We start from the raw sequence: 22,606 nt of genomic DNA on the forward strand, positions 1-22,606 counted from the left end.
GCTGCATGATCGAAACGAAGAATGAACTGGAAGAACAGATTGAAAAGGTTCTAGACACAAATCAAATCTGCTCGTTTGCTACGATTGAAGGAACGAAGCCCAAAGTCCGCTATATGGCGCTGCATCATGAAGGGCTGACCCTGTATTTGGCCACGAATCGGAAGACGGATAAAGTGGATGAGGTGAAGGACAATCCCAATGTCCATATCTTGGTCGGGTATGATGGGATTAAGTCCTCTGACATTTTGCAGATTCAAGCGACAGCGACGATAAGCAAGGACAATGCGCTGCGCGAAAAACTATGGACAGAAGAAATGGCAAAGTGGTTTGATGGCCCTCAGGATCCTAATTACGTCGTCCTCGACATAACGCCTTCTTACATGGAATATAGGAACGGAGAGGCTGAACCGCAGATTTGGAAGGGCTAAATCAATGTTTTCCTGAAAAAACCATTGACCACAGGTAAGGTTCAATGATACGATTGAAAAAATTTACCTATGGATCGATGAGGAGGAAATTGTAAAGTGGCTACGTATTACTTAGAACCGTCCCGCACATTCAGCGAGTTTCTGTTAATTCCTAACCTTACAACGAAGGCTTGTACGCCGGCGAATGTAAAGCTCAAAACACCGCTTGTCAAATTCAATAAAGGCGAGGAGCCTGCCATCTCGCTCAATATCCCGTTTTCATCTGCTGTCATGCAAGCCGTATCCGATCATGGAATGGCGATTGCTTTGGCGCGTTGTGGCGGGATTTCATTTATTTTTGGCTCGCAGTCGATCGAAGAGGAAGCACAAATGGTACGGAAAGTGAAAGGGTATAAGGCTGGCTTCGTTGTAAGCCGTTCTAACTTGAAGCCCGATCATACATTAAGCGATGTGCTGGCATTGAAAGAAGAGACTGGCCATTCCACAGTAGCGATTACTGATGACGGTACAGCTAATGGTGTGCTGCTAGGTATTGTCACAGGTCGCGATTACCGGAAAAGCCGTGATCCACTGGATCGTCCGATTTTTGAATTTATGACACCTTTTGATAAGCTGATTTACGGAAAATCGGGTATTTCCCTATCAGAAGCGAACAATTTAATTTGGGATCACAAGCTCAACTGTTTGCCCATTGTCGATGAAGAGTTGAAGCTCGAAACGCTTGTTTTCCGCAAGGATTACGATGAGCACAAAGAAAATCCGATGGAGCTTCTTGATGCGAACAAAAGTTATATTGTTGGTGCAGGAATCAATACCAAGGATTATAAAGAAAGAGTTCCTGCTCTCGTTGATGCGGGAGTAGACATTCTGGTCATCGATTCCTCTGATGGTTACAGCGAATATCAGCGCGAAACGGTTCAGTATGTGAAAGAAAATTTCAATGTGAAAATCGGGGCTGGTAACGTTGTCGACCGGGAAGGTTTCCTGTACCTCGTAGAGTCAGGCGCGGATTTCGTGAAAGTAGGAATCGGTGGCGGTTCGATTTGTATCACACGGGAACAAAAAGGGATCGGCCGCGGCCAAGCGTCCGCCATCATGGAAGTTGTCGAAGCCAGGGACGAGTATTTCAGAGAAACAGGGACTTACATTCCGATCTGTTCCGATGGTGGTATCGTGCATGACTACCACATTACTCTAGCCTTAGCGATGGGCGCGGATTTCGTGATGCTGGGCAGATATTTCGCCCGTTTCGATGAAAGTCCAACGAGAAAGCTGAAGGTAGGCAACAACTTTGTGAAAGAGTACTGGGGGGAAGGCTCCAACCGTGCCCGCAACTGGCAGCGTTACGATACAGGCGGCAAAAGCAAGCTTTTATTCGAAGAAGGCGTTGATTCCTACGTGCCTTATGCAGGAAGCCTGCAGGAGAACCTGGACAAGACACTTGGCAAAATTAAATCCACCATGTGCAACTGCGGATCGCTTAGCTTGGATGAGCTGAAAAGCAAAGCGAGAATTGCTCTTGTTTCAGCAACCAGCTTAGTAGAGGGCGGCGCTCATGACGTTATCTTAAAAGAAAGCTCCTTGTCGGAAGAATAGACGGGTACTTATAAAATAAAAAGCGCTCCGCCGCATCGCATTGATGTCGGTTGGAGCGTTTTTTTGTAGGTAATAGAGCGCGTACGCTTAAATGATTAAGGCAAGTAGCTGCGAATTACCGTCATGCTGCCTTCAAGCGCATAGCTGCCCAGATTGGCTGGAAGCAAGAAGCAATCGCCTGGCTTGGTGGAGATGCTGCCATCTTCCCATTGAAGCGCTCCATTTCCTTCAGCAATGACGAGGATCACGAAGCTCTCAGGCGATGTGCTAAGCTCCCACTTGGGCCCTACTACCCCTTTTTCGACGATGAAAAAAGGAGATTCAGCCAGCGTCAACCAAGTGCCGGTTTCGGTTAGGTTTGTTTTCATGCGCGTGGAGCCTGAGCCTTCATAGGCAATGACATTCAGTGAATCTTCAATATGAAGATCGCGCGGCTTGCCATCCAATCCAGGACGGTTATAGTCATACAGACGATAAGTCGTATCTGAGTTTTGCTGAATTTCTGCTACCAATACGCCAGCACCTAGTGCATGAACAGTTCCGGCAGGGATATAGAAGGAATCACCTGCTTCTACAGGAACTTCTTGCAGGCAGTCCAAGATACGATTCTCGCTAATGGCTTGCGCTAAGCTTTCGCGTGTAACGCCTTCCTTCATGCCATATATAATTTTGGCACCGGGCTTGGCATCTAGGATGTACCACATTTCGGTTTTGCCTAGTTCTCCCGCGGCCAAATTGTGATAGTGATCATTGGGGTGAACTTGAACGGACAGATCGTCTTCACAATCCAAAAGTTTAATCAGGAGTGGGAAACGTCCGTTTTTTTCGGAAAAGCCTTTGGTGCCGAATAACGTTTTACCGTATTTCTCGCGGATTTCATCCAAACCAAGGCCTTCAAGTTCTCCGTTAATAACTTTCGTTGTTCCGTTCGGGTGGTCGCCGATCATCCAGCCTTCGCCAATCGCGCCTTCCGGCAACTGAAATCCAAACTTCTCCAGGGCTCTGCCTCCCCAGACACGTTCTTTCATCTCAGGTTGAAATTGTAGCGGGTATGATTTCACTGCTATCCCTACTCTCTATGTATTTAATAAGTAGTAAAAATAGTAAATCTACTACCTATGTAGCATTATACCATGGGTCTATCTTTTTTCTAGAGCCAAGAGATAGGGGGCATGCGTACTAGTATTCATAAATTGATAGCGCAGCACCTGATAAGCTGAGAGCGGGAGCTGCTGTGCCCAAGCTTCGACGGCAGTCGCTTCTTCGGAGCCGCCATTGTGCCCGCTGTACAGCACGATGGTGACAATTCCGCCTTTGCGAAGCAGGCGGAGCGCGGCTTCCAGAGCAGGAAGGGTCGATTCCTGCTTAGTGATCGTTGCCGAATCGGCGCCAGGCAGGTAGCCGAGGTTGAATGTGACCGCGGCTACCTTGCCATGGCGGTCATCCGGCACTACTGTTTCCATGAGCTCATGGCTGCATAAGCTCATGTGCACAGAAGAAGATGCGTCTGGAAGATCCTTCTCCAGACGCATCTTGGTTTGATCCAGCGCTTGCTGCTGGATATCGAAGCCGTACACACGGCCGCGGCGCCCCACCTGCTTCGCAAGGAAGACGGTGTCTACGCCGTTGCCGAGTGTCGCGTCAATGGCGGTATCGCCTGGTTGAACACGCTGGCCGATTAGTTGATGAGCAAAGCCCAAAACAGAAACAAAACCCATACGAAGAAAGCCTCCATGCTGATTGTGCTTGTGAGCGACAGTTATTTTTTGGCGGCCAGCCAGGTGGCCAGCGCTTCGATTTCTTCGGCCTTTAACGCTTTTTGGAAAGGTGGCATATCGCCACTGCCCTTGTTGATTTGCTGCACAATCTCATCTTTGGTTTTACGCGAACCGACCTTCGTCAGGTTCGGCCCGAAGTCCCCTTCAAGGCCAGCCCCATGGCAGGCCATGCAGTTGTCCTTGAACAGCGCTTGCGCCTGCGCCGCTGTCGTAACACCGGCATCCGTAGCCTGCGGCTTCGCGGATGGGGTAGGCGCCGCGCTCGCAGGCGCGGGCGTCGGGGTAGGCACCGGCGTCGGCTTCGCCGTAGCCGACGCCGGTGGCGGCGCAGCGGTTGGTGCCGCTGCGCTAGGTGTTGCAGCCGCTGCGCTTGGCTGCGGCGTACTGCTTACCGCCGGCACTGGCGTAGCCGGCGTTGTTGTAGCTGCCGCTGGCGTAGCCGCGGCTGTTGGTGTCGCCGTCTGCGCGGCAGGCGCAGGCGTGGCACTCGCCGCCGCGGATGGTGACGGCGCTACAGAAACTGGCGCCGCCGTTTGGGGCGCCGCTCCGCATCCTGACATGACTAACATGAATCCAACAAAAGCTGCTCCAACCCTTTTCTTCATTGCACCCATCTCCTTTATATAAGCTCTCACTATATAATAGGAAACGGTTCGAAATCGAAATGGGTTTGATCTGGCCGTTATTTATTTGTTGGCTTTACCTTTCCAATATTTGCCTTGCCATGTATTTCGTTCTGTTAATAGCTTGTCGAAGCTATTAAGCACTTCCCACTTTTTAAGGCTCCACATCGGCCCAATCAGCAAATCGCGTGGAGCATCTCCAGTTAATCGATGAACGATCATTTCCGGCGGCAGAAACTCAAGCGTATCGACAATGAGCTTCACATACTCATCTTTTTCAAGAAATTCGAGCAGTCCGGCTTCATATTGTTTCACCATAGGCGTTTTACGCATTAAATGAAGCAAATGAATTTTGATGCCCTGTACATCCATTTGAGCGACAGCTCTGCCGGTGTCTAGCATCATTTCATGGGTTTCCCCAGGCAATCCGTAAATAATGTGCGCACACGTACGGATATTATGCTTCCTAAGCTTGGCCACGGCATCCAAATAGCACTGAGTGTCATGTGCGCGGTTGATAAGCTGAGACGTTGATTCATGCACGGTTTGTAGGCCCATTTCGACCCAAAGATAAGTTCGTTGGTTCAGCTCAGCCAAATATTCGATAACATCATCCGGCAAGCAATCGGGCCGCGTAGCAATGGATAACCCTACTACGCCTGGCTGCTGTAAAATGACTTCATAATACTCGCGCAGCTGCTCCACGGGTGCATACGTATTCGTATAGGCTTGAAAATAGCCGATATATTGGGCTTCCGGCCATTTCTGATGCTGCAGATCTCTGATCTTGTTAAATTGCGTAACGAGATCGTCGCGGCGGCTTCCGGCAAAATCGCCAGAGCCTCTCGCACTGCAAAATGTGCACCCGCCAGTTGCAATATTGCCATCGCGATTCGGACAAGTGAAGCCAGCGTCCAGCATGACTTTAAACACTTTGCCTCCGAACGCTTCGCGCATTTCATAATTCCATGTATGGAAACGTTTATCTCCCCAGAGCTGAGGCGATTCTTGTATGATTGTAGACATCAGATTAGAACTCCCTTCCTTCCCCCTTATTGTAGCGAAAAATAAACATGAAAGCGACCCCTGCCTTTCCACCAACTTCCCCGTTAAAAGAGGGCTTATCAGAGCATGATAACTTTGCATGACGATCATATGCCGAGAGGGGAAATGAAAAAGTGAAAAAGTTTCGTACAGTGACATTGGCGGTAGCTTTAACGACAGCATTGAGCTTTGGGGCAGTTGGGGCGCACGCAAATATGAGTACACCGACTATGAACGCTCACACGGGTACTTCAGGGACAATGGGGACGGGGACTACGACAACATCGGGCTATACAGGCAGTAATTACGACGCTGTGACGGGGACTAGCGCGGGGACAGGCTTAATGAACGGAACGGGGACGATGACCAATACGAATACGTATAATGGAGTTACAACTCCGATTACAAGTCCGGTTGCTCCAACTACAACTACTAGTCCAAGCAACTACAACACTGGTAGGTACGGGGCAGATGGAACAACCACTAATACGTATACGGGGAAAAGTACGGGCACTGGCGTCTTAGGCCAAATTAACGGTTATGGCAACAATATGATGGATCGGATGAGTACGACCGGTACAGCGGGAACGAATCGCGGCAATTATGATACGTCATCATATCGCGCTTATGCGACCACAGCTACCGACAACAGTATGGATTGGGGATGGCTTGGTTTAGTAGGTTTAATAGGTTTGGCTGGATTAAGGGGAGGCAATAAACGGAGAGACGAGAGCTATAAGTAACTAATGAGCGCCTTCCTAACGGAGGGCGTTTTTTCTTTACATGTTTTGGGGGATGCGAAGCATTGGCAGCACTATTTCCCGTTACAATGTGATTAATCGGTTTGGTGAGACGGTGGATGAGGTGACGAAGTGGCGGCTCGGCAGTAAGGTCGAGGGCATACGTTGTATTTTATACAACATAATGGCGTGTTCTGACTGCGAATGCAGTCTTTCATTGCACAAAATACAACCATTTGTTGTAAAAAGGTGAGCTGTGAGCAGTTTAGTGCTTAAATCGTTGTATAAAGTACAAGATAGAGGCATGCTGAGGCTCAATTACAGCCAAATGATTGCACAAAATACAATATAGCACGCTGTTGCAACATATTCCTTATATTCCTTATCCCTCAAGCCCGAGTAGCTAAATATTAGGAAATGTTACAAGGCCGCTGACGGCAACGCCCGGAAACATCAATTTAACTAAGCTTTTTTGTGTTTTTTCTCATGATTTGCCATTCATAAAGATATCTTTCCAAACCAAAACTACTATTAAAATGCTGAAAAGATGAGATAATCATGATAACTACTTTTTCATCAGATACCTTGTCCGCCTGAGCTTACTGTGAGGGAAGCTCAGGCGCTAAGCAGCGGCGTGAAATATGCCGATCCGAATGTATCCCTTTGATTTTTTCCCAAGAATGGTCTATGATTTGTATTCGATAGCTTGTACGTGTAGGAGGCAAATAATAGATGCGGTTACGGGGAAGAAAAGGAATTCGAGAAGATATAGAACGCCAGAAGGAGCTCGTTATTCTCAATGCCAAAGATTATAAAGGCAAATGGGCCGAGCTGTTTGGCAATAATAACCCAATTCATGCTGAGCTTGGAATGGGGAAAGGGCGCTTCATCAGTGAGATGAGTAAGAAATATCCCGATATTAATTTCATTGGCGTGGATATGTATGATGAGCTGATTCGCAAAGCTAGTGAGAAAGCGAAGCTCGCTCATGAGATTAATACCGAGGAAGAAACAGATTCAGAAGAATCAGAGTTGGCGACGAACATCCCGAATTTGAAACTGATGCTGTTCAATATTGAACATATTGAAGAAGCTTTTGCTGAAGGAGAGCTGGAGCGGGTTTATCTGAATTTCAGTGATCCATGGCCGAAGAAAAAGCATGCCCGCAGACGTTTGACGCATCCGGGCTTTGTTGCCAAATATCAGCAAATTCTGAATGCGAACGGCGAGATTCATTTGAAAACCGATTCGCAATCGCTCTTCGAATTCTCGCTGAATTCTTTTGCCGATATGGGCTTAAGAATGCGTAATATTTCTCTGAATCTGCATGCTGAAGGGTTTCATCCGGATCATGTCATGACGGAATACGAAACGAAATTCGCGACAAAAGGCATGAACATTCACCGTTGTGAAGTTGTGATTGGTCAGGACGTTCTTGCTGCTCATCTCGATCAATTGAGTAAGGCAAAAGCAGAATAAACGCATAAAAAAAGGCTTTCCTACTTCTGCTGGCAGAAGAGGAAGCCTTTTTTGCGTTTAACCGACTGTTAACCCATCACTTGGAGAATGACCTCCGAACAATCAGCTGAAGGCGTATTCATGCGTTGCCTGTAATTCCAAACGCGTCTGGCCTGGACGTCCGTATATCGGCTAACGAGCATCGTCAACCAGCTCGAGATTGTATCGGCGGATCGGATGGGTTCACCGAAGCCTTGCTCGGTAAAATAGAGCACGTTCTCTTCCTCTTGTCCTGGGATCGGATCATAGAACAGCATCGGAATGGACTTAGCAAGACCCTCGGAACAGGTCATTCCACCTGGCTTGGTAACCAGTAAGTCCGAAACCTCCATTAATTTGTCAATATCTGGCGTAAATCCAAGCAAGCGGATGTTTGGATGCTGATAACGTTCGTCCGCAGCGAGTTTGGTTAATATTTTGGCATTATTTCCTAGGCAAAAGATGAACTGCACTCGGTCTCTCCATGCAATGAGATGCTCGCTGAGCGAATCGCCCCCGATTAAGCCCCAACCGCCGCCCATTACGAGCACTGTAGGCATCGCGGCTAACTGGAATTGCTGCCTAATTATCGCTTTATCGTGCGCGACGCGGAAGCTGGGATGGACAGGAATTCCTGTGATTTCGACCTGGGCCGCAGGGATGCCTCGTCCAAGCAGTTTGTTTTTGACATCCTCTGTCGAAACCATATATTTATTCACTTCACGGCTGACCCATGTCCCGTGCACATCATAATCCGTGATGACGGTGCAGAGCGGAATGGTAAGACCGGCTCTTTTGAGCCGTGACACGACGACGCTGGGAAATGGGTGTGTGCAGACGATGGCTTGAGGAGCCCAGCTCTGGATAATCTCCGCCGTCTGTGCGTAAAAAATGCGGTGCAGCGCTAATTGCGTTAACCGGTTTAACGATTTCTTGTACTGAGAGCGGTATAACCGACCGTAAAGCTTAGGACTTGTGGTCAGCGTCTTTTTGTAAGCCTGGATAATCCAAGGCGCAATTGTCGGATGCAGGAAAGACCCCAGTTCTAATACACGTGTTTCAATCGTTGTGCATCGCTTTTCTAAGCTTACAGCGAGCGCATAGGCTGCTTGAGTATGACCTGCTCCGAAACCTTCAGAGAGGATGAGAACCCGCTTTTTACCCTGCACAGCATCCATTCATTTTACCCCCATAAAGCTACAGTTGTTAGAGATGCTGCCGTGCCGATCAAACTACCAACGAAACAATCGGATGGATAATGCAGCCCTAGGTAGATACGTGATAGACCAACGATGAGCGCAAGCGGCAGAAGGATCATACCAAGAATAGGCATGGCTGCAATGAACGGAATGATGATCGAGAAAATAGCAGTTGTATGTCCAGACGGAAAGGAATGATCCGTTAATGGATTTTTGTATGTGATCGTCTGGGGATGAACCAGATAAGGCCGGAGCCGTGGATATTTCTTTTTAATGATAGCAACCGGTATGTGACTGATTGTTAGGGCTATGAGAGCTTGAATACCAGCTGTTTGCAGTGCTCCTTGCCCAAACAAGGCGCAGCAAAGTGAAAGGAAGATCGTCGCCGTCGCTCCTCCTAAATGCGTAATTCTAGAAAAGAAATGATCGAGGAAGAAGTGCTGAATACGTTGATTCACAAAGTGGAACATGCGTGTTTCATGATGCTGAAGCCAGTTCACGACTCTGCTCATGAGTAGTAGCCTCCTTCGAAACTTGAGATATCTGCTATTTCAAATTATAAAGAACATTTATTAAAGGGAGATTAACGCAGTAATAAATTTTTAGAAAAATGCGTTTACATTTTTATTATCGGGTAAAAAGGAGTATTCATGGAAATAATGGTAGAGTATTCCTTTTATTTTACCCTAAATGTCGAAGAGATATCCCGATCCAATGTGCCTAGATCAGTCATTTTGAAAACCCTTTCAATTTAGGATTATTAATATAAGCTGTCGATACAGCGCGGTTCAGGTTGAAAATGCCCGAAAGAAAGTCAGTGCTTAGGTCGTATGGCATCGATGCTAAGGAGTCCGTTATGCTGTAAGTCTGATGAGATGGTCCTCTTGAATGAGATTTTCGGATGACGGACTCTCTGCGTGAAAGTCCGGCGAATGTTATGAAGGATACCTCGGAATCTGTTCCAGGTGCCGTTATTGGATCGGACCCGGCAAAAGTTGTCAGGGGAAGCTCGGGTGACTTATAATAAACCCGAAACACATGAGGGGTTGCTGGTTGGTCTAAATGGTGAACTTTTTGTACACAATAAAATGAAAAACGTTGAAAACAGGACTTTAACGATCTGATTTCAAGCACATGCTGCAAAGTTTGTGTCCGTTCCCCTTAAATCTCCGAGAACTGGCTATTTTTCGGTTTTTGTAGACTTTGACAAACAGGGGGAAAGAGAGGAAAATCAAGAACGGTTAATTCACCTGTACATAATTGCGCACTATGCGTATAAAAAGATAGCTTGTGTGCATAAACAAAAAGGGGGACTTTGCTTCATGCTTGACAAGATTGTGCTTACGTTTCAGATTGGCTTGGCGCTCGTCGGTGCGTATCAGTTTTTTTTAACCTTCTTCGGATGGTACCGTCCAAGAAACAAACAGAAATTTGCACCGCAAAAATCGTTTGCTGTTCTGGTCGCAGCTCATAACGAGGAGCAAGTCGTTGGCGCATTGATCGAGAATCTGAAGTCTTTGGATTACCCCAAAGAGCTCTATGACATCTTCGTGATTTGTGATAACTGTACGGATAACACAGCTGCAATTACACGCAGTCATGGCGTTTATGCCATGGAGCGTCATAACCCTAACTTAAGAGGTAAGGGTTATGCGATTGAATGGATGCTGAAAGAGCTTTGGAAGCGCGAGCGTCAGTATGACGCGGTTGTCATGTTCGATGCCGACAATCTTGCTAGCCCGGACTACCTGCTTCACATGAACAATGATCTTTGTTCCGGCTCTAGAGTGATTCAGGCTTACTTAGATAGCAAGAATCCGAATGATTCCTGGGTTACAGGATCCTATGCAATTTCGTACTACTTTGCAAACCGTTTCTGGCAGATGCCCCGCACGAACTTGGGCCTTGCCAACTATTTGGGCGGTACGGGCATGTGTTTTGAGTCCAAGCTGCTAAAGCAGATTGGTTGGGGAGCTACTAGCCTAGTTGAGGACTTGGAGTTCTCGATGCGTTGTATCAAGATGGGAATTAGACCGACTTACAATTACGAAGCTTTTGTTTACGATGAGAAGCCGCTTACGTTCAAAGCGTCTGCCAAACAGCGTCTGCGCTGGATGCAAGGGCATTTTGATGTGGCTAAGCGTTACTTCTTCCCGCTATTGTGGCAAGGGATCAAAGAAGGCAGCTGGACGAAGATTGACGCGGCTATTTACTCCGCTAACGTATATAACTTTTTCTTCGGAGCGATTATCACTGTGCTGCTTTGGATCAAATCCGTAACGCCGGGCTGGTCGGAAACCCCCATGCTTGCCGATATCAATCCGGTCTTCTTTAACACCGTGAGTTTCGCCATTTTCGTGCTGCTGCCACTCTCCATGATCATTGAGAAGGCGCCACGCAAAGTTTATAAATATTTAATTTTATACCCTGTGTTTATGGTTTCGTGGTGGCCAATTACGTTCTATGCGTTCTTTACGCAAAACAACAAGCAATGGAGCCACACCGAGCATACACGCGTCATTCGCCTGGATGAAATGAAAAGTAAACAAGTGAGTTGACTTTTCTTCACCGAGATGATATTATACTTCAAGTAAAAGCAGAGGCGCCCGCTTCTCACCTGACCGACTACATTGTTGGCTGGTTTGAATGAATCATCATGAATGCTCAATAGGTTGCTTAAACCTGTTATTGATGAAGATGTGGGCCACTGCGCGCCCACATCTTTTTTATATTGGATAGAGGTACATACTTTTTGGAGGTGGAACACTATTAGCAAAGACCATATGATTAATGATGAGATTCGTGTGAAGGAAGTACGCCTAATCGGGGCGGACGGAGAACAACTCGGCATTACGCCGATTCGCGAAGCTCTTCAAATCGCACAAGACGCGAACTTGGATTTGGTAAACGTGGCACCAACGGCGAAACCGCCGGTATGCCGCATTATGGATTACGGTAAATTCCGTTATGAAACACAGAAGAAAGAGAAAGAAGCTCGTAAGAACCAGAAGATCGTGGATATCAAAGAGATTCGCTTAAGCGCGACAATCGATGAGCATGACTTCCAAACGAAGCTTCGCAATGCGGTTAAATTCCTTGGCGAGGGCGATAAAGTGAAAGCCAGCGTCAGGTTCCGCGGGCGCGAAATAGCGCACTCGGAAATTGGTCGCAGAGTGCTTGAACGTCTGGCTACTGAAACAGCCGACATTTCCTCACAGGAGCGCGCTCCTAAGCTTGAGGGAAGAAGCATGATCATGATCTTAACGCCGAAGGTAACAACCTAAGCGGTATACTAAATTAGGAGGAACAACACCATGCCGAAAATGAAAACACACAGCAGCCTGAAAGGCCGTTTCAAGATTACTGGCTCAGGTAAAGTGATGAGATACAAACAAGGTAAGAACCACTTGCTTTCCGGTAAATCATCCAAGCAAAAACGCGTTTTGTCCACGAACCCAGTTATGGCTCCTGGCGATGTACGTCGTTTGAAACAACAGTTGACACTAATTAAAGGTTAATCTTTTAAAATTCGAACATTATTTATACATCCCAGGAGGTAGTTAACAATGGCAAGAGTCAAGGGCGGATTTATTCGCGCTCACCGTCGTAAGAAAATTTTGAAATTGGCAAAAGGTTATTTCGGTTCCAAACATCGTTTATTTAAAACAGCTAAAGAGCAAGTAATGAAATCTTTAGTGTATGCTTACCGTGACCGTCGCCAAACGAAACGTAATTTCCGCAGACTGTGGATTACTCGTATCAATGCAGGCGCTCGTCAAAACGGCTTGAGCTACAGCAAATTGATGCACGGCCTTAAATTGGCTGGTATCGACATCAACCGCAAAATCTTGGCTGATTTGGCTGTAAACGATGCTAAAGCGTTCAACGATTTGGCAACAGCTGCAAAAGCAAAAGTAAACGCGTAAGCTTCGCTTCGCGTTCAGGAAGCTTGTCCCGCAAAGGGGGCAAGCTTTTTTTTATTTTAACACGCATTCTCGCTGGGGGTTTGGGTGTCTTCCGAAGGCGGGTTTTTCTTCAGTTTGCGGAGTAAAATGGCGATGAGCATGGCGAGTGGAAGCAGAATTTGAAAAATGGGGAACAGCTTAACGCTCACCGCTAGACCTAACCAGATGTGATAGGTGTAGTTAGGCTCAAGAAAGGAAGATGCGAAAATCACAGCGCCGACAAAGCAAATAGAGAGCTTGGCTCTGCAGCCCGTAAGCTGGGAAACCCCATAAGCGGCTGCCCAGAAGAACGCGGTTAGTTTAACGAATAGGCCGAGAAATAGCAGCAGGGTGACGAAGACATCCAATCGTTCAAAAATATCGCCAACCTGAATGAGCTGCACGGTCTGCAAAAAGGGCAGAGTACTGTTGCCAATCAAGGAAGGACCTAGCACCAACACATTCATCATATTCATCCCAACGAGGAATACTGCTACCCCAAGATAGGTGAAAACACTGATACTCTTCACTTTGTTTTTATCTGCCATGAGGTGCCAAAACATCAGAAATACGACCATTTGGCCAAAGGGGAAAGAGACCAGATCGGGAAAGGCCGCCTGTATAATTGGCTTGAAACCTTTTTCCATAATAGGTTGAATACGTTCAATGTTGACTAATTTGGAGCCGAAAATGAGGAGGCAAAGGACGCCATAGCTGAAAAGCACGGGCAGTATTAAGCTTTCGGCAACGCGGCAAAAGGTTTCAATCCCCATAATAATCATGTAGGCGGCGAGCAGGATGACGAGCAGCATGACGACAAATTTAGGCGTTCGAGTGAGCAGCGTTACGCTCGTGATTTCGCCGAAGTCTCGTACGTTTCTCATGGATTCATAAGCAAAGTAAATAAGAAAGCAGCAGCTCAGCATGCCGCCTGCTATTTTGCCGAAGCAGATGCGCATTAAGACGATGAGAGATTGATTAGGCGCGATGCTTTGGATATAGAGGAACATCCATAGCAGAAGTAAGCCAACGATTGCCGCGACGATCATAGCAAGCCATGAATCCTGCTTTGCTTTGCTGCCAATGGCAAATAAAGGCGTACTGCCGATTTGGAAAAGAATAATCATAACGGCAATTTGGTAGTTGCTGATTCGTTCCATGCAGTTAGACTCCTTCTTCCGAATGCCTTTATTGACTGTTACTATCAATAAGCTGCTTCATGGACTTGCTGTTCATGCCGATGTTCTCAATCTCGATTTGAAAAGAGGACTCCATCTGTATTTGGGCAAAATATTCTTCCCAGTCTGGCTTTAACTTCTCCCAGGCTTTCGGATCTTTCCTATGAATGAGGCCTGCAAAACCCAATACATCTGCTTTCATGCTTTGGGTTTTATGCAAGGAAATTAACATAAGCTCGGAGATGGTATGTCCGATGAGTTGCTCCATTTCACGACTGCCTTCGGGTTTTGAGGCATCGATCTTGCACCCGTTTTCAAGCAGCTGTCCGCTGGCTTTTACCGCAGCCTTGATGACCCATTTTCCTTGGATATTAACAGGGGTTAGCTTGGTTGAAGCCTTGGTAATGCGTATGGCGGAGTGAGACCGCTCACTTTTCTCCGAGCATCCGAAAAATAAGATAGATTGACTGATGTCTCCTTTAATCCAGCTGAGTCCGTAGCCTTCATGCCCGTTCAACCAGCCGATTAGCTTATCTTTTTGAAAAACCCCGATGCGTCCCATTTTGAGCTTCGTATTGAAATTTGTGCTCTTTAAATTTTCGATCGAAGTCGATTCGGCACCTTCGCCTGAGATAAATACTTCAGGTATGGTCGAATAGCCAGAATCATTAGCCATCCCCATCGCGAGCTGATAGAGCATGACTTGCTTGAGGTTGCCATCGGTCTTGTCCTCGTTGAGCACCATGTTTCTCAAGGCTGCGCCTGGGATTTTTTCAAGGGGTAAAATTTGCTCTAGAATTCTTCGTCCCTCGTCTCTGCTCACGAGCAAGCTTACGGTTTCCCTGGAGCTCGCGCTTCTTAAATAAACGTCAATGATGGGAGAAATGCCTTTGCGAGCTGCGCTTTCGCCAATGACGACGACCCGGTTATGAGCGAAGAACATCGTTCGAGGCATCTCTAAGCTGGCTCTTTGAACGGCGGATTGGATGGAATCCCCGTTTGTAGAGAACACCAATACAGGAGCCTGCTGGATCGCTGTTCCACCTGCGTTGGAGATGGATTGTGGGATGACCACTTGATAAGAGACTTTCCAGTGATCATCCTCCCAATCTATGGCGGTTGCTGAGGTGATGGCGATCTTATTTAATTCAGTCCGATCCCAGCAGCTCGTGCACAAGCAGCAAATAACGAAAGAGATTAGGCTTGTCAATACCACTCGGCGCTTGGTTTGCATGCATCCAGTCTCCTCCGTGCGCAGTTATTTTTTCTTTTGATTTTTTGCCGTAGGACGCTGTCTGTAAACATTCTTGGTTAGCACTAACGGCCTCGTGATTAATTTCCACCATGGAAGCCGGATGAAGATATCCTTCACATTGGATGGAATAAAAGGAGAAATCGGCGCCATATAAGGCAGGCCGAACGATTTAAGTGAACACATGTGAATAAGGATGAACATACAGCCGAATAGAATCCCGAACAGTCCCAGCAATCCGGCTAAAAGCATAAGCATGAAGCGGATCAGTCTTGCTGCTACTGCCAAGTTAATCGCGGGTGTGACGAAATTGGAAATGGCTGTAAAGGACACAACGATAACCATCGCTGCGGATACGAGCCCGGCTTGCACGGCAGCTTGTCCGAGAACAAGTGCGCCTACAATGGAGATGGCGGGTCCGACAACGCGGGGCATCCTCACCCCTGCTTCACGCAGCACCTCGAACGTGATCTCCATCAGGAACGCTTCCACAAGCGCAGGGAAAGGCACGCCTTCCCGTTGGGCGGCAAGGCTGATGAGCAGTGTTGTAGGCAGCATCTCTTGGTGAAAAGTGGTAATAGCGATATAGAGAGACGGAAGCAGCATGGAGACGAAGAAAGATGCGTACCGAATAAGACGCACGAAGGAAGCGATATCATACCGCTGATAGTAGTCCTCACTTGATTGCAGAAACTTGAAGAACGTCACGGGAGCCAATAAAGCGAATGGAGTTCCGTCGACCAAAATGACAATTTGCCCTTCAAGTAAACCCGCTGCTGCTGTGTCAGGCCGTTCGGTGTTCAACATGGTGGGAAAAGGCGTATAGCCTTTATCCTCGATGAATTCCTCGATATACGCGCTCTCCAGAATGCTGTCCGTATCAATGAGTTTAAGCCGTCTGCGCGCTTCATTCAGTACCATTTCATTGGCGACGCCCTGCAGGTAGGTTAGGATGATCTCGGTCCTGGTGTAGCGGCCAATCTTCATGCTTTCAAAGCGAAGATCAGGCGACTTGATTTTTCTGCGCAGCAGGGTCAAATTCGTTCGAATGTCCTCCGTAAAGCTCTCCTTCGGTCCCCTAATCACAGTTTGCGATTGTGGTTCTTCAATCGCTCGCTTCTCCCAGCCGTTCGTGCTGGCAATAAAAGCCTCGTCGAATCCATCGATTAGAATAGCTGTGCTGCCCTCCAAAATGGCATTCAGCAGCTCATTATCATATTTGGCTTCATATAGCTCGCCAACGGAAAGGGTTTGCTGCAGGATTTCGTGAACTCCACAATATTGCTCGCTTGTCTGCTCAGTTGCCTGAACATTTAATAAGGGCTCAATGAGGTGCTTATGTATAGATTCTGATTGGACAAGCCCATCTATATAGATTAATGCAACGGAGAGTTGATCCTGAGTAACCTGCATATCGAGTAGGCGAGTAATGACATCTGGAGAATCGCCAAGAGCTTCTTTCAGCGTCGATATATTCGTATGCAAATCCGTCGATAAAGGGATAGCGGGTTTCAGAGAAGATGTCATCAGCGAAGCCCTCATTTCCTGAATTGGTAGTATATTCCCTCACTTTCGTTTGTTTTATTCGATATGCTATTGACTAATGCTCCGGGGATGCATATAATAATCTCTAATATCATCTTAACGGATGGTGTTCACGAATAAATCGGCTATGAAGAGGAAGAAGTCATAAGGGCACTTATGCGCAGAGAGCGTTGGGCTTGCTGAAACCATCGCCTTAATCCCTTACGTACGAAGTCACCTCGGAGCTGTTTTCCTGAAGACTTATAGCATTGTCTGTAAGCACTAGGGAGAATCGGAAAAGCACACGTTATAGTGCTGAGGGTATTGTTCTATACGAACATACCTGCTAAGGCTGTATGCTGTGAGGCATGTAGCAAATTTGGGTGGTACCACGGAAGCTTAAACCCCTTTCGTCCCGTTTAACACGTTACGTGCGTGTGCGGGATGGACAGGGGTTTTTCTTATTGTCTAAGAAAGCTCGATGCATAACAGGGACTTATTTTTTGAGAGGAGGATCACAATGAATGTTCAAACTGAACCAAAGAGGTCAAAAGAAGAACTGATTGACAAGCTGATGAAGCCAGACCTGATCACAGGATCTGAAATTTTGCTAAGAAGCTTATTGCTGGAGGGTGTGGACTGCGTCTTTGGATATCCGGGCGGCGCTGTTCTGTACATCTACGATGCGATGCATGGCTTTTCCGATTTTAACCACCTACTGACAAGACATGAGCAAGGAGCCATTCACGCTGCCGATGGATATGCACGTTCCACAGGCAAGGTTGGCGTATGTATCGCTACATCAGGGCCGGGGGCTACGAATCTCGTCACTGGGATAGCTACCGCCTACATGGATTCTGTTCCGCTCGTTGTTATTACAGGGAACGTTGCAACGAACTTCATCGGTACGGATGCTTTCCAAGAGGCAGATATTACGGGGATTACGATGCCGATTACGAAACACAGCTACTTGGTTCGTGATGTAGAAGATCTGCCGCGCATCATTCATGAAGCGTTCCATATTGCGAACTCAGGTCGTAAAGGTCCGGTTCTCATTGACATACCAAAGGATGTCTCCGCTCATAAAACGATATTTAAGCCGGTATCGGATGTAAACATCCGCGGCTACAACCCGACAGTTCAGCCTAACAAGCTGCAAGTTGATAAATTGCTGAAAGCAATCGAAGAAGCAGAACGTCCAGTGATCATCGCTGGTGGCGGCGTTGTCTACTCAGACGCTTCCAAAGAGCTGATCGAGTTCGTGAATGCTACACAAATTCCGGTGGCAACTACACTGCTCGGACTCAGCGGGTTCCCAAGTGCGCACGAGCTATGGCTCGGTATGCCAGGGATGCACGGAACGTACACGGCGAACACAGCCATTCAGAATGCGGACCTCCTGATTTCCATCGGTTCGAGATTTGATGACCGTGTGACGATGAACTTGAACGGTTTTGCACCTAGAGTGAAAACAATTGCGCACATCGATGTAGATCCTGCGGAAATCGGCAAGAACGTAAAAACGGATATCCCGTGCGTTGGCGATGTGAAAGCTGTTCTGGCTTTAGCCAATCTTAAAGCTAAGCCTGCGAAAAGCGAAGCATGGATTGCTGAAGTTCAAGCAAACAAAGAGAAGTTCCCTCTGAAATACGGTGATACAGAAATAGAATTGAAGCCGCAATACGTTGTTGAAATGATCAGCGAAACAACAAAAGGCGAAGCGATCGTTACAACTGACGTTGGTCAGCACCAAATGTGGGCTGCTCAGTTCTACAAGTTCAAAAACCCTCGCTCCCTGGTAACGTCCGGTGGACTTGGTACGATGGGCTTTGGTTTCCCTTCCGCGATCGGCGCGCAAATGGGGAACCCGGATAAATTGGTTGTTTCCATCAATGGTGACGGCGGCGTTCAAATGTGCGCGCAAGAGCTAGCGATCTGTGCGATTAATAACATTCCGGTGAAAATTGTTATTCTGAATAACCAAGTGCTCGGCATGGTTCGTCAATGGCAAGAAATCATTTATAATAACCGCTACAGCCATATCGATTTGGCAGGCAGCCCGGATTTCGTGAAGCTTGCTGAAGCTTACGGGGTAAAAGGTCTGCGTGCCACGACGAAGGAAGAAGCAAGAAAAGCTTGGCAGGAAGCGCTTGATACACCTGGACCGGTCTTGATTGATTTCGTCGTACCAAAAGGAGAGAACGTGTTCCCAATGGTTAAAGCGGGCGATACAATTAGCGACATGTTAATGGGGGATTCGGAATGATGACGACAACTAAACATACAGTTTCCGTACTCGTAAACAATCAGCCTGGTGTTCTGCAGCGAGTATCCGGTTTGTTTGGACGCAGAGGCTTTAATATTGAAAGTATTACTGTAGGGGAGTCCGAAGAACTCGGACTTTCCCGGATGGTTATTGTAACAACGGGGGATGACAGCACCTTGGAGCAAATTTCCAAGCAGCTGTACAAGCTGATTGACGTCATCAAAGTCGTCGACCTCAGCTCCAACCCGATGGTAGCTAGAGAATTAGCACTTATCAAAGTAAATGCTGAACCGATCATGCGTCCTGAAATTCTCGGAATTGTTGAAACATTCCGTGCCGCGGTTGTCGATATTGGTCCAGCTTCAATTATCGTGCAAGTTGTCGGAGATTCAGATAAAATAGATGCTATGGTAGAATTGCTTCGTCCATATGGTATCCGTGAGCTGTCTCGTACGGGAGCAACGGCCATGATTCGGGGCTCAGTTAAATAATCAGTCATGTGAAAAAGTAGGTAAAGCCTCCTTGAGTGGGGCTTTGAGCGATAGACTCTTTAGCGCTTTAAAAGGCTAGTCGTTCAGGGTTCATCGTTGAAACACCCACTCAAGGGGTAGACAATACGGATTCATCATATCAAAGGAGGATTTATACGAAATGGCAGTTACTACTTACTATGAAAAAGATGCAGACTTAGCGGTACTTAAAGGCAAAACGATTGCGGTTGTTGGTTATGGTTCCCAAGGGCACGCACAAGCACAAAACTTGCGTGACAGCGGTTTGAATGTAATTATCGGTCTTCGTGAAGGCCGTTCATGGAACGCAGCAAAGAATGACGGTTTCGAAGTTGTATCTGTTGAAGAAGCAGCAGCACGCGCTGATGTCATTCAAATCTTGATGCCGGACGAAACGCAAGCTCGTGTATTCCGTGAGTCCATTCAACCGAACATGAAACAAGGCGCAGCTTTGATGTTCTCCCACGGCTTTAACATCCATTTTGGTCAAATCGTAGCTCCTGAAGGTACAGATGTATTCTTGGTTGCTCCTAAATCTCCAGGTCACATGGTACGTCGTACTTATGTTGAAGGCTTCGGCGTTCCTGGTTTGATCGCGATCGAGAAAGACGCTACGGGCAACGCAAAAGCAATCGGACTTGCTTATGCAAAAGGTATTGGCTGTACACGCGCAGGGGTTATCGAAACTTCCTTCCGTGAAGAAACAGAAACTGATTTGTTCGGTGAGCAAGCTGTTCTTTGCGGCGGTGCATCTGAACTGGTTAAAGCAGGTTTCGAAACATTGGTTGAAGCTGGTTATGCACCTGAAATGGCTTACTTCGAGTGCTTGCACGAGTTGAAATTGATCGTTGACATGATGTATGAAGGCGGAATCTCCTCCATGCGCAGCTCCATCTCCAACACAGCGGAGTATGGTGACTATGTAACAGGACCTCGCATCATCACAGCTGAAACGAAGAAAGAAATGAAAGCTGTTCTTACAGATATCCAACAAGGTAAATTCGCTCGCGACTTCATCTTGGAAAACCAATCCAACTTCGCGTTCATGAACGCAACTCGCCGTAACGAAGCTCAACACCCGATTGAGGTTGTTGGTGCAGAACTACGCGAAATGATGCACTGGATCAAAAAGTAATTTAATGCTTAATTGAATCATATAGTTATTCATCCCACAGGGAGTGATTGCGGAGAATTTCCCAGTCACTCCCTGTGAATACTATTTAGACGAGTAAAAATTGGCGAGTGTGCCTTTTAAACTTCGAAGAACAACCCAGTGGAGGGCTCAGTGTTTGTCGGAGAAGCGTAGCGTTCGTATTTGAAAACGTGTCCCGACTTTTTGTTTTATTCCAATCAGAGGGACATGGTTTCAAGAAACGATCGGAGACAAATACTGAAGAACGGAACGGTCAATGGGTAAGCTTGGAATGTTTAATTCGAACAGTCGTAATCTTTTAGGAGGTGACCATGGTGCGCAAAATCTACATCTTTGATACAACGCTCAGAGACGGAGAACAATCGCCAGGCGTGAACCTGAACACACAGGAGAAGGTCGAAATCGCGCTTCAACTTGAGAAGCTGGGTGTCGATCGGATGGAGGCTGGCTTCCCAGCTGCATCACCTGGTGACTTGGCAGGCGTTAATGCCGTAGCGAAAGCTGTTAAGAACGCCTCTGTAATCGGTCTGTCCCGCTCGAAGGAGTCGGACATCGAGGCCGTCCGTGAAGCGCTGCAGGGCGCTCAGGACCCTTGTATTCATCTGTTCCTGGCGACGTCCCCTATCCATCGGAAGCATAAGCTGAAGATGGAGAAGCACCAAGTGCTGGAGACAGCGGAAGCTGCGATTAAATATGCGAAGAAGTATTTCAGCAAAATCGAGTTTTCACTCGAGGATGCCGGACGTACGGAGCTTGATTTCATCGCAGAAGTAACAGCAATGGCGATCCGCGCCGGCGCTTCGGTCGTGAATATTCCTGATACAGTCGGTTATATGACACCGTACGATTATGGGAATATTTTCAAAATGCTGAAGGACACCGTGCCAGGCATTGAGAAAATTCAGCTGAGCGCGCACTGCCATGACGATCTTGGCATGGCGACAGCTAACGCGCTAGCGGCGGTTCTGAATGGTGCCGATCAAATCGAAGGCACCATCAACGGCATTGGCGAGCGAGCTGGGAACACCTCGATCGAGGAAGTTGTGCTGGCGCTGGAGACACGCCAGGACTTCTACCAAGCGAAGACCTCGCTTGTACTGAACGAGATCTACCGCACCAGCCGTTTGGTCAGCAAGCTGACCGGCATGGTGGTGCCAGGCAATAAAGCGATCGTCGGCGCTAACGCGTTCGCTCATGAGTCCGGCATCCATCAGGATGGAATGCTCAAAGAGAAAACGACTTACGAGATTATTTCCCCTGAGACCATTGGTGTCAAGGAAAGTAAGCTCGTGATGGGTAAACACTCCGGCCGCCATGCATTCCGCGAGAAGTTGATCGACCTCGGCTACGACCTCGCAGACGAGCAAGTGAACGTGGCGTTCGGCAAGTTCAAGGATTTGGCTGACCGCAAGAAGCAGGTGGAAGACGAAGATATCCGTGCGCTGATCGAAGAGAAGCTGATCGAAACGCCGGAAATTTTCGCGCTTGGTACGCTTCAAGTGACCTACGGCAATCAAATGACACCAACAGCTACCGTGCATGTTCGTTTCCAAGACGGCAGCGAAGTGGCGGAAAGTGCTGTGGGTAACGGCTCTGTTGATGCCATTTACAACGCCATTGACAAAGCAACGAAGGAAGAAGTCGAGTTGGATGACTACTCCATCAAGTCTGTTTCTCACGGGAAAGATGCGCTCGGGGAAGTGCATGTCGTTCTGAAGCAGAACGATGTGTCCGTTCAAGGACGCGGCATCTCGACAGATATTCTTGAAGCAAGCGCCAAGGCTTATCTGGACGCTGTGAACAGACTCATTGATAAACGCAAAACCCCAACAAGCAATAGAAGCAACGTTACGTTGATTTAATATCACCCTAAGT

21 protein-coding genes are annotated in these 22,606 nt (G+C 47.4%); 12 read left to right on the plus strand and 9 right to left on the minus strand.

Features of this window, described 5'->3' with window-relative positions; translation table 11 throughout:
* The first annotated feature begins 5 nt into the window (after positions 1-5).
* Complete coding sequence (locus AC58UW_RS23570) at positions 6-428, plus strand: pyridoxamine 5'-phosphate oxidase family protein (RefSeq protein ID WP_497423026.1); 423 nt, start codon at positions 6-8, stop codon at positions 426-428.
* Positions 429-524: 96 nt separating this feature from the next.
* Positions 525-2,024 (plus strand): IMP dehydrogenase, encoded by a 1,500-nt coding sequence (locus AC58UW_RS23575; RefSeq protein WP_497423027.1) that lies wholly within the window; start codon positions 525-527, stop codon positions 2,022-2,024.
* A gap of 95 nt (positions 2,025-2,119) precedes the next feature.
* On the opposite strand, the gene AC58UW_RS23580 is transcribed toward AC58UW_RS23575, so the two are convergent.
* The 4 genes from AC58UW_RS23580 to mnmL all read right to left on the minus strand — a co-directional run bounded on the left by AC58UW_RS23580 (position 2,120) and on the right by mnmL (position 5,451).
* Positions 2,120-3,085, minus strand: coding sequence for a type I phosphomannose isomerase catalytic subunit (locus AC58UW_RS23580; RefSeq protein ID WP_497423028.1), 966 nt, complete (start codon positions 3,083-3,085; stop codon positions 2,120-2,122).
* Positions 3,086-3,163: 78 nt separating this feature from the next.
* Complete coding sequence (gene mnmM, locus AC58UW_RS23585; protein ID WP_497423029.1) at positions 3,164-3,742, minus strand: tRNA 5-(aminomethyl)-2-thiouridylate-methyltransferase MnmM; 579 nt, start codon at positions 3,740-3,742, stop codon at positions 3,164-3,166.
* 41 nt (positions 3,743-3,783) lie between these two features.
* Entirely contained in the window at positions 3,784-4,407 is a 624-nt protein-coding gene (locus tag AC58UW_RS23590; RefSeq protein WP_497423030.1) for a c-type cytochrome, read from the minus strand.
* Between the two features lie 81 nt (positions 4,408-4,488).
* Positions 4,489-5,451, minus strand: a complete 963-nt coding sequence (gene mnmL, locus AC58UW_RS23595) for a tRNA modification radical SAM protein MnmL/YtqA (protein ID WP_497423031.1) — start codon at positions 5,449-5,451, stop codon at positions 4,489-4,491.
* Between the two features lie 152 nt (positions 5,452-5,603).
* Here mnmL and AC58UW_RS23600 point away from each other — a divergent pair, with 152 nt between their 5' ends.
* Complete coding sequence (locus tag AC58UW_RS23600) at positions 5,604-6,212, plus strand: WGxxGxxG-CTERM domain-containing protein (RefSeq protein ID WP_497423032.1); 609 nt, start codon at positions 5,604-5,606, stop codon at positions 6,210-6,212.
* A gap of 729 nt (positions 6,213-6,941) precedes the next feature.
* On the plus strand, positions 6,942-7,688 hold the full coding sequence (trmB, locus tag AC58UW_RS23605) for a tRNA (guanosine(46)-N7)-methyltransferase TrmB (protein WP_497423033.1): 747 nt from the start codon (positions 6,942-6,944) through the stop codon (positions 7,686-7,688).
* Positions 7,689-7,756: 68 nt separating this feature from the next.
* Here trmB and AC58UW_RS23610 read toward each other — a convergent pair whose 3' ends face one another.
* Both AC58UW_RS23610 and AC58UW_RS23615 read right to left on the minus strand, forming a co-directional pair.
* Positions 7,757-8,884: an MGDG synthase family glycosyltransferase gene (locus AC58UW_RS23610; protein ID WP_497423034.1), complete on the minus strand. Its 1,128-nt coding sequence runs from the start codon at positions 8,882-8,884 to the stop codon at positions 7,757-7,759.
* A gap of 5 nt (positions 8,885-8,889) precedes the next feature.
* Positions 8,890-9,417 (minus strand): phosphatase PAP2 family protein, encoded by a 528-nt coding sequence (locus AC58UW_RS23615; RefSeq protein ID WP_497423035.1) that lies wholly within the window; start codon positions 9,415-9,417, stop codon positions 8,890-8,892.
* Positions 9,418-10,227: 810 nt separating this feature from the next.
* Between AC58UW_RS23615 and AC58UW_RS23620 the strand changes: the two genes are divergently transcribed.
* The 4 genes from AC58UW_RS23620 to rplT all read left to right on the plus strand — a co-directional run bounded on the left by AC58UW_RS23620 (position 10,228) and on the right by rplT (position 12,831).
* Positions 10,228-11,463 (plus strand): glycosyltransferase family 2 protein, encoded by a 1,236-nt coding sequence (locus AC58UW_RS23620; RefSeq protein WP_497423036.1) that lies wholly within the window; start codon positions 10,228-10,230, stop codon positions 11,461-11,463.
* Positions 11,464-11,688: 225 nt separating this feature from the next.
* Positions 11,689-12,189 (plus strand): translation initiation factor IF-3, encoded by a 501-nt coding sequence (gene infC, locus AC58UW_RS23625; RefSeq protein WP_497423037.1) that lies wholly within the window; start codon positions 11,689-11,691, stop codon positions 12,187-12,189.
* A 30-nt stretch (positions 12,190-12,219) separates the two neighbouring features.
* On the plus strand, positions 12,220-12,423 hold the full coding sequence (gene rpmI / locus AC58UW_RS23630; protein WP_497423038.1) for a 50S ribosomal protein L35: 204 nt from the start codon (positions 12,220-12,222) through the stop codon (positions 12,421-12,423).
* A 48-nt stretch (positions 12,424-12,471) separates the two neighbouring features.
* Positions 12,472-12,831, plus strand: coding sequence for a 50S ribosomal protein L20 (gene rplT / locus AC58UW_RS23635; RefSeq protein ID WP_127455519.1), 360 nt, complete (start codon positions 12,472-12,474; stop codon positions 12,829-12,831).
* Positions 12,832-12,887: 56 nt separating this feature from the next.
* On the opposite strand, the gene AC58UW_RS23640 is transcribed toward rplT, so the two are convergent.
* From AC58UW_RS23640 to AC58UW_RS23650, 3 genes are read right to left on the minus strand one after another with little or no spacing between them, the layout of a single operon-like run.
* On the minus strand, positions 12,888-14,009 hold the full coding sequence (locus AC58UW_RS23640; RefSeq protein ID WP_497423039.1) for a GerAB/ArcD/ProY family transporter: 1,122 nt from the start codon (positions 14,007-14,009) through the stop codon (positions 12,888-12,890).
* A 28-nt stretch (positions 14,010-14,037) separates the two neighbouring features.
* Positions 14,038-15,261 (minus strand): Ger(x)C family spore germination protein, encoded by a 1,224-nt coding sequence (locus AC58UW_RS23645; protein WP_497423040.1) that lies wholly within the window; start codon positions 15,259-15,261, stop codon positions 14,038-14,040.
* Between the two features lie 24 nt (positions 15,262-15,285).
* Positions 15,286-16,806, minus strand: a complete 1,521-nt coding sequence (locus AC58UW_RS23650; protein WP_497423041.1) for a spore germination protein — start codon at positions 16,804-16,806, stop codon at positions 15,286-15,288.
* A 517-nt stretch (positions 16,807-17,323) separates the two neighbouring features.
* On the opposite strand from AC58UW_RS23650, the gene ilvB reads away from it, so the two are divergent.
* The 4 genes from ilvB to AC58UW_RS23670 all read left to right on the plus strand — a co-directional run bounded on the left by ilvB (position 17,324) and on the right by AC58UW_RS23670 (position 22,593).
* Complete coding sequence (ilvB, locus tag AC58UW_RS23655) at positions 17,324-19,069, plus strand: biosynthetic-type acetolactate synthase large subunit (RefSeq protein WP_497423042.1); 1,746 nt, start codon at positions 17,324-17,326, stop codon at positions 19,067-19,069.
* Entirely contained in the window at positions 19,069-19,560 is a 492-nt protein-coding gene (gene ilvN, locus AC58UW_RS23660) for an acetolactate synthase small subunit (RefSeq protein ID WP_145659093.1), read from the plus strand. Before ilvB ends, ilvN begins: the two co-directional genes overlap by 1 nt.
* A 160-nt stretch (positions 19,561-19,720) precedes the next feature.
* On the plus strand, positions 19,721-20,713 hold the full coding sequence (gene ilvC, locus AC58UW_RS23665) for a ketol-acid reductoisomerase (RefSeq protein ID WP_497423043.1): 993 nt from the start codon (positions 19,721-19,723) through the stop codon (positions 20,711-20,713).
* Positions 20,714-21,045: 332 nt separating this feature from the next.
* Positions 21,046-22,593, plus strand: coding sequence for a 2-isopropylmalate synthase (locus tag AC58UW_RS23670; RefSeq protein WP_497423044.1), 1,548 nt, complete (start codon positions 21,046-21,048; stop codon positions 22,591-22,593).
* Positions 22,594-22,606 lie beyond the last annotated feature (13 nt).

This window comes from Paenibacillus sp. J22R160, assembly GCF_059692135.1.

What these genes read in the sequence shown, in the direction of transcription:
- AC58UW_RS23610 (WP_497423034.1), bottom strand. Translation starts at nt 8,884, where the DNA reads ATGGATGCTGTGCAGGGTAAAAAGCGGGTTCTCATCCTCTCTGAAGGT.
- AC58UW_RS23645 (WP_497423040.1), bottom strand. Translation starts at nt 15,261, where the DNA reads ATGCAAACCAAGCGCCGAGTGGTATTGACAAGCCTAATCTCTTTCGTT.
- AC58UW_RS23620 (WP_497423036.1), top strand. Translation starts at nt 10,228, where the DNA reads ATGCTTGACAAGATTGTGCTTACGTTTCAGATTGGCTTGGCGCTCGTC.
- rpmI (WP_497423038.1), top strand. Translation starts at nt 12,220, where the DNA reads ATGCCGAAAATGAAAACACACAGCAGCCTGAAAGGCCGTTTCAAGATT.
- AC58UW_RS23590 (WP_497423030.1), bottom strand. Translation starts at nt 4,407, where the DNA reads ATGAAGAAAAGGGTTGGAGCAGCTTTTGTTGGATTCATGTTAGTCATG.
- ilvN (WP_145659093.1), top strand. Translation starts at nt 19,069, where the DNA reads ATGACGACAACTAAACATACAGTTTCCGTACTCGTAAACAATCAGCCT.
- AC58UW_RS23570 (WP_497423026.1), top strand. Translation starts at nt 6, where the DNA reads ATGATCGAAACGAAGAATGAACTGGAAGAACAGATTGAAAAGGTTCTA.
- ilvB (WP_497423042.1), top strand. Translation starts at nt 17,324, where the DNA reads ATGAATGTTCAAACTGAACCAAAGAGGTCAAAAGAAGAACTGATTGAC.
- AC58UW_RS23640 (WP_497423039.1), bottom strand. Translation starts at nt 14,009, where the DNA reads ATGGAACGAATCAGCAACTACCAAATTGCCGTTATGATTATTCTTTTC.
- mnmM (WP_497423029.1), bottom strand. Translation starts at nt 3,742, where the DNA reads ATGGGTTTTGTTTCTGTTTTGGGCTTTGCTCATCAACTAATCGGCCAG.
- ilvC (WP_497423043.1), top strand. Translation starts at nt 19,721, where the DNA reads ATGGCAGTTACTACTTACTATGAAAAAGATGCAGACTTAGCGGTACTT.
- AC58UW_RS23650 (WP_497423041.1), bottom strand. Translation starts at nt 16,806, where the DNA reads ATGACATCTTCTCTGAAACCCGCTATCCCTTTATCGACGGATTTGCAT.
- AC58UW_RS23615 (WP_497423035.1), bottom strand. Translation starts at nt 9,417, where the DNA reads ATGAGCAGAGTCGTGAACTGGCTTCAGCATCATGAAACACGCATGTTC.
- trmB (WP_497423033.1), top strand. Translation starts at nt 6,942, where the DNA reads ATGCGGTTACGGGGAAGAAAAGGAATTCGAGAAGATATAGAACGCCAG.
- infC (WP_497423037.1), top strand. Translation starts at nt 11,689, where the DNA reads ATGATTAATGATGAGATTCGTGTGAAGGAAGTACGCCTAATCGGGGCG.
- rplT (WP_127455519.1), top strand. Translation starts at nt 12,472, where the DNA reads ATGGCAAGAGTCAAGGGCGGATTTATTCGCGCTCACCGTCGTAAGAAA.
- mnmL (WP_497423031.1), bottom strand. Translation starts at nt 5,451, where the DNA reads ATGTCTACAATCATACAAGAATCGCCTCAGCTCTGGGGAGATAAACGT.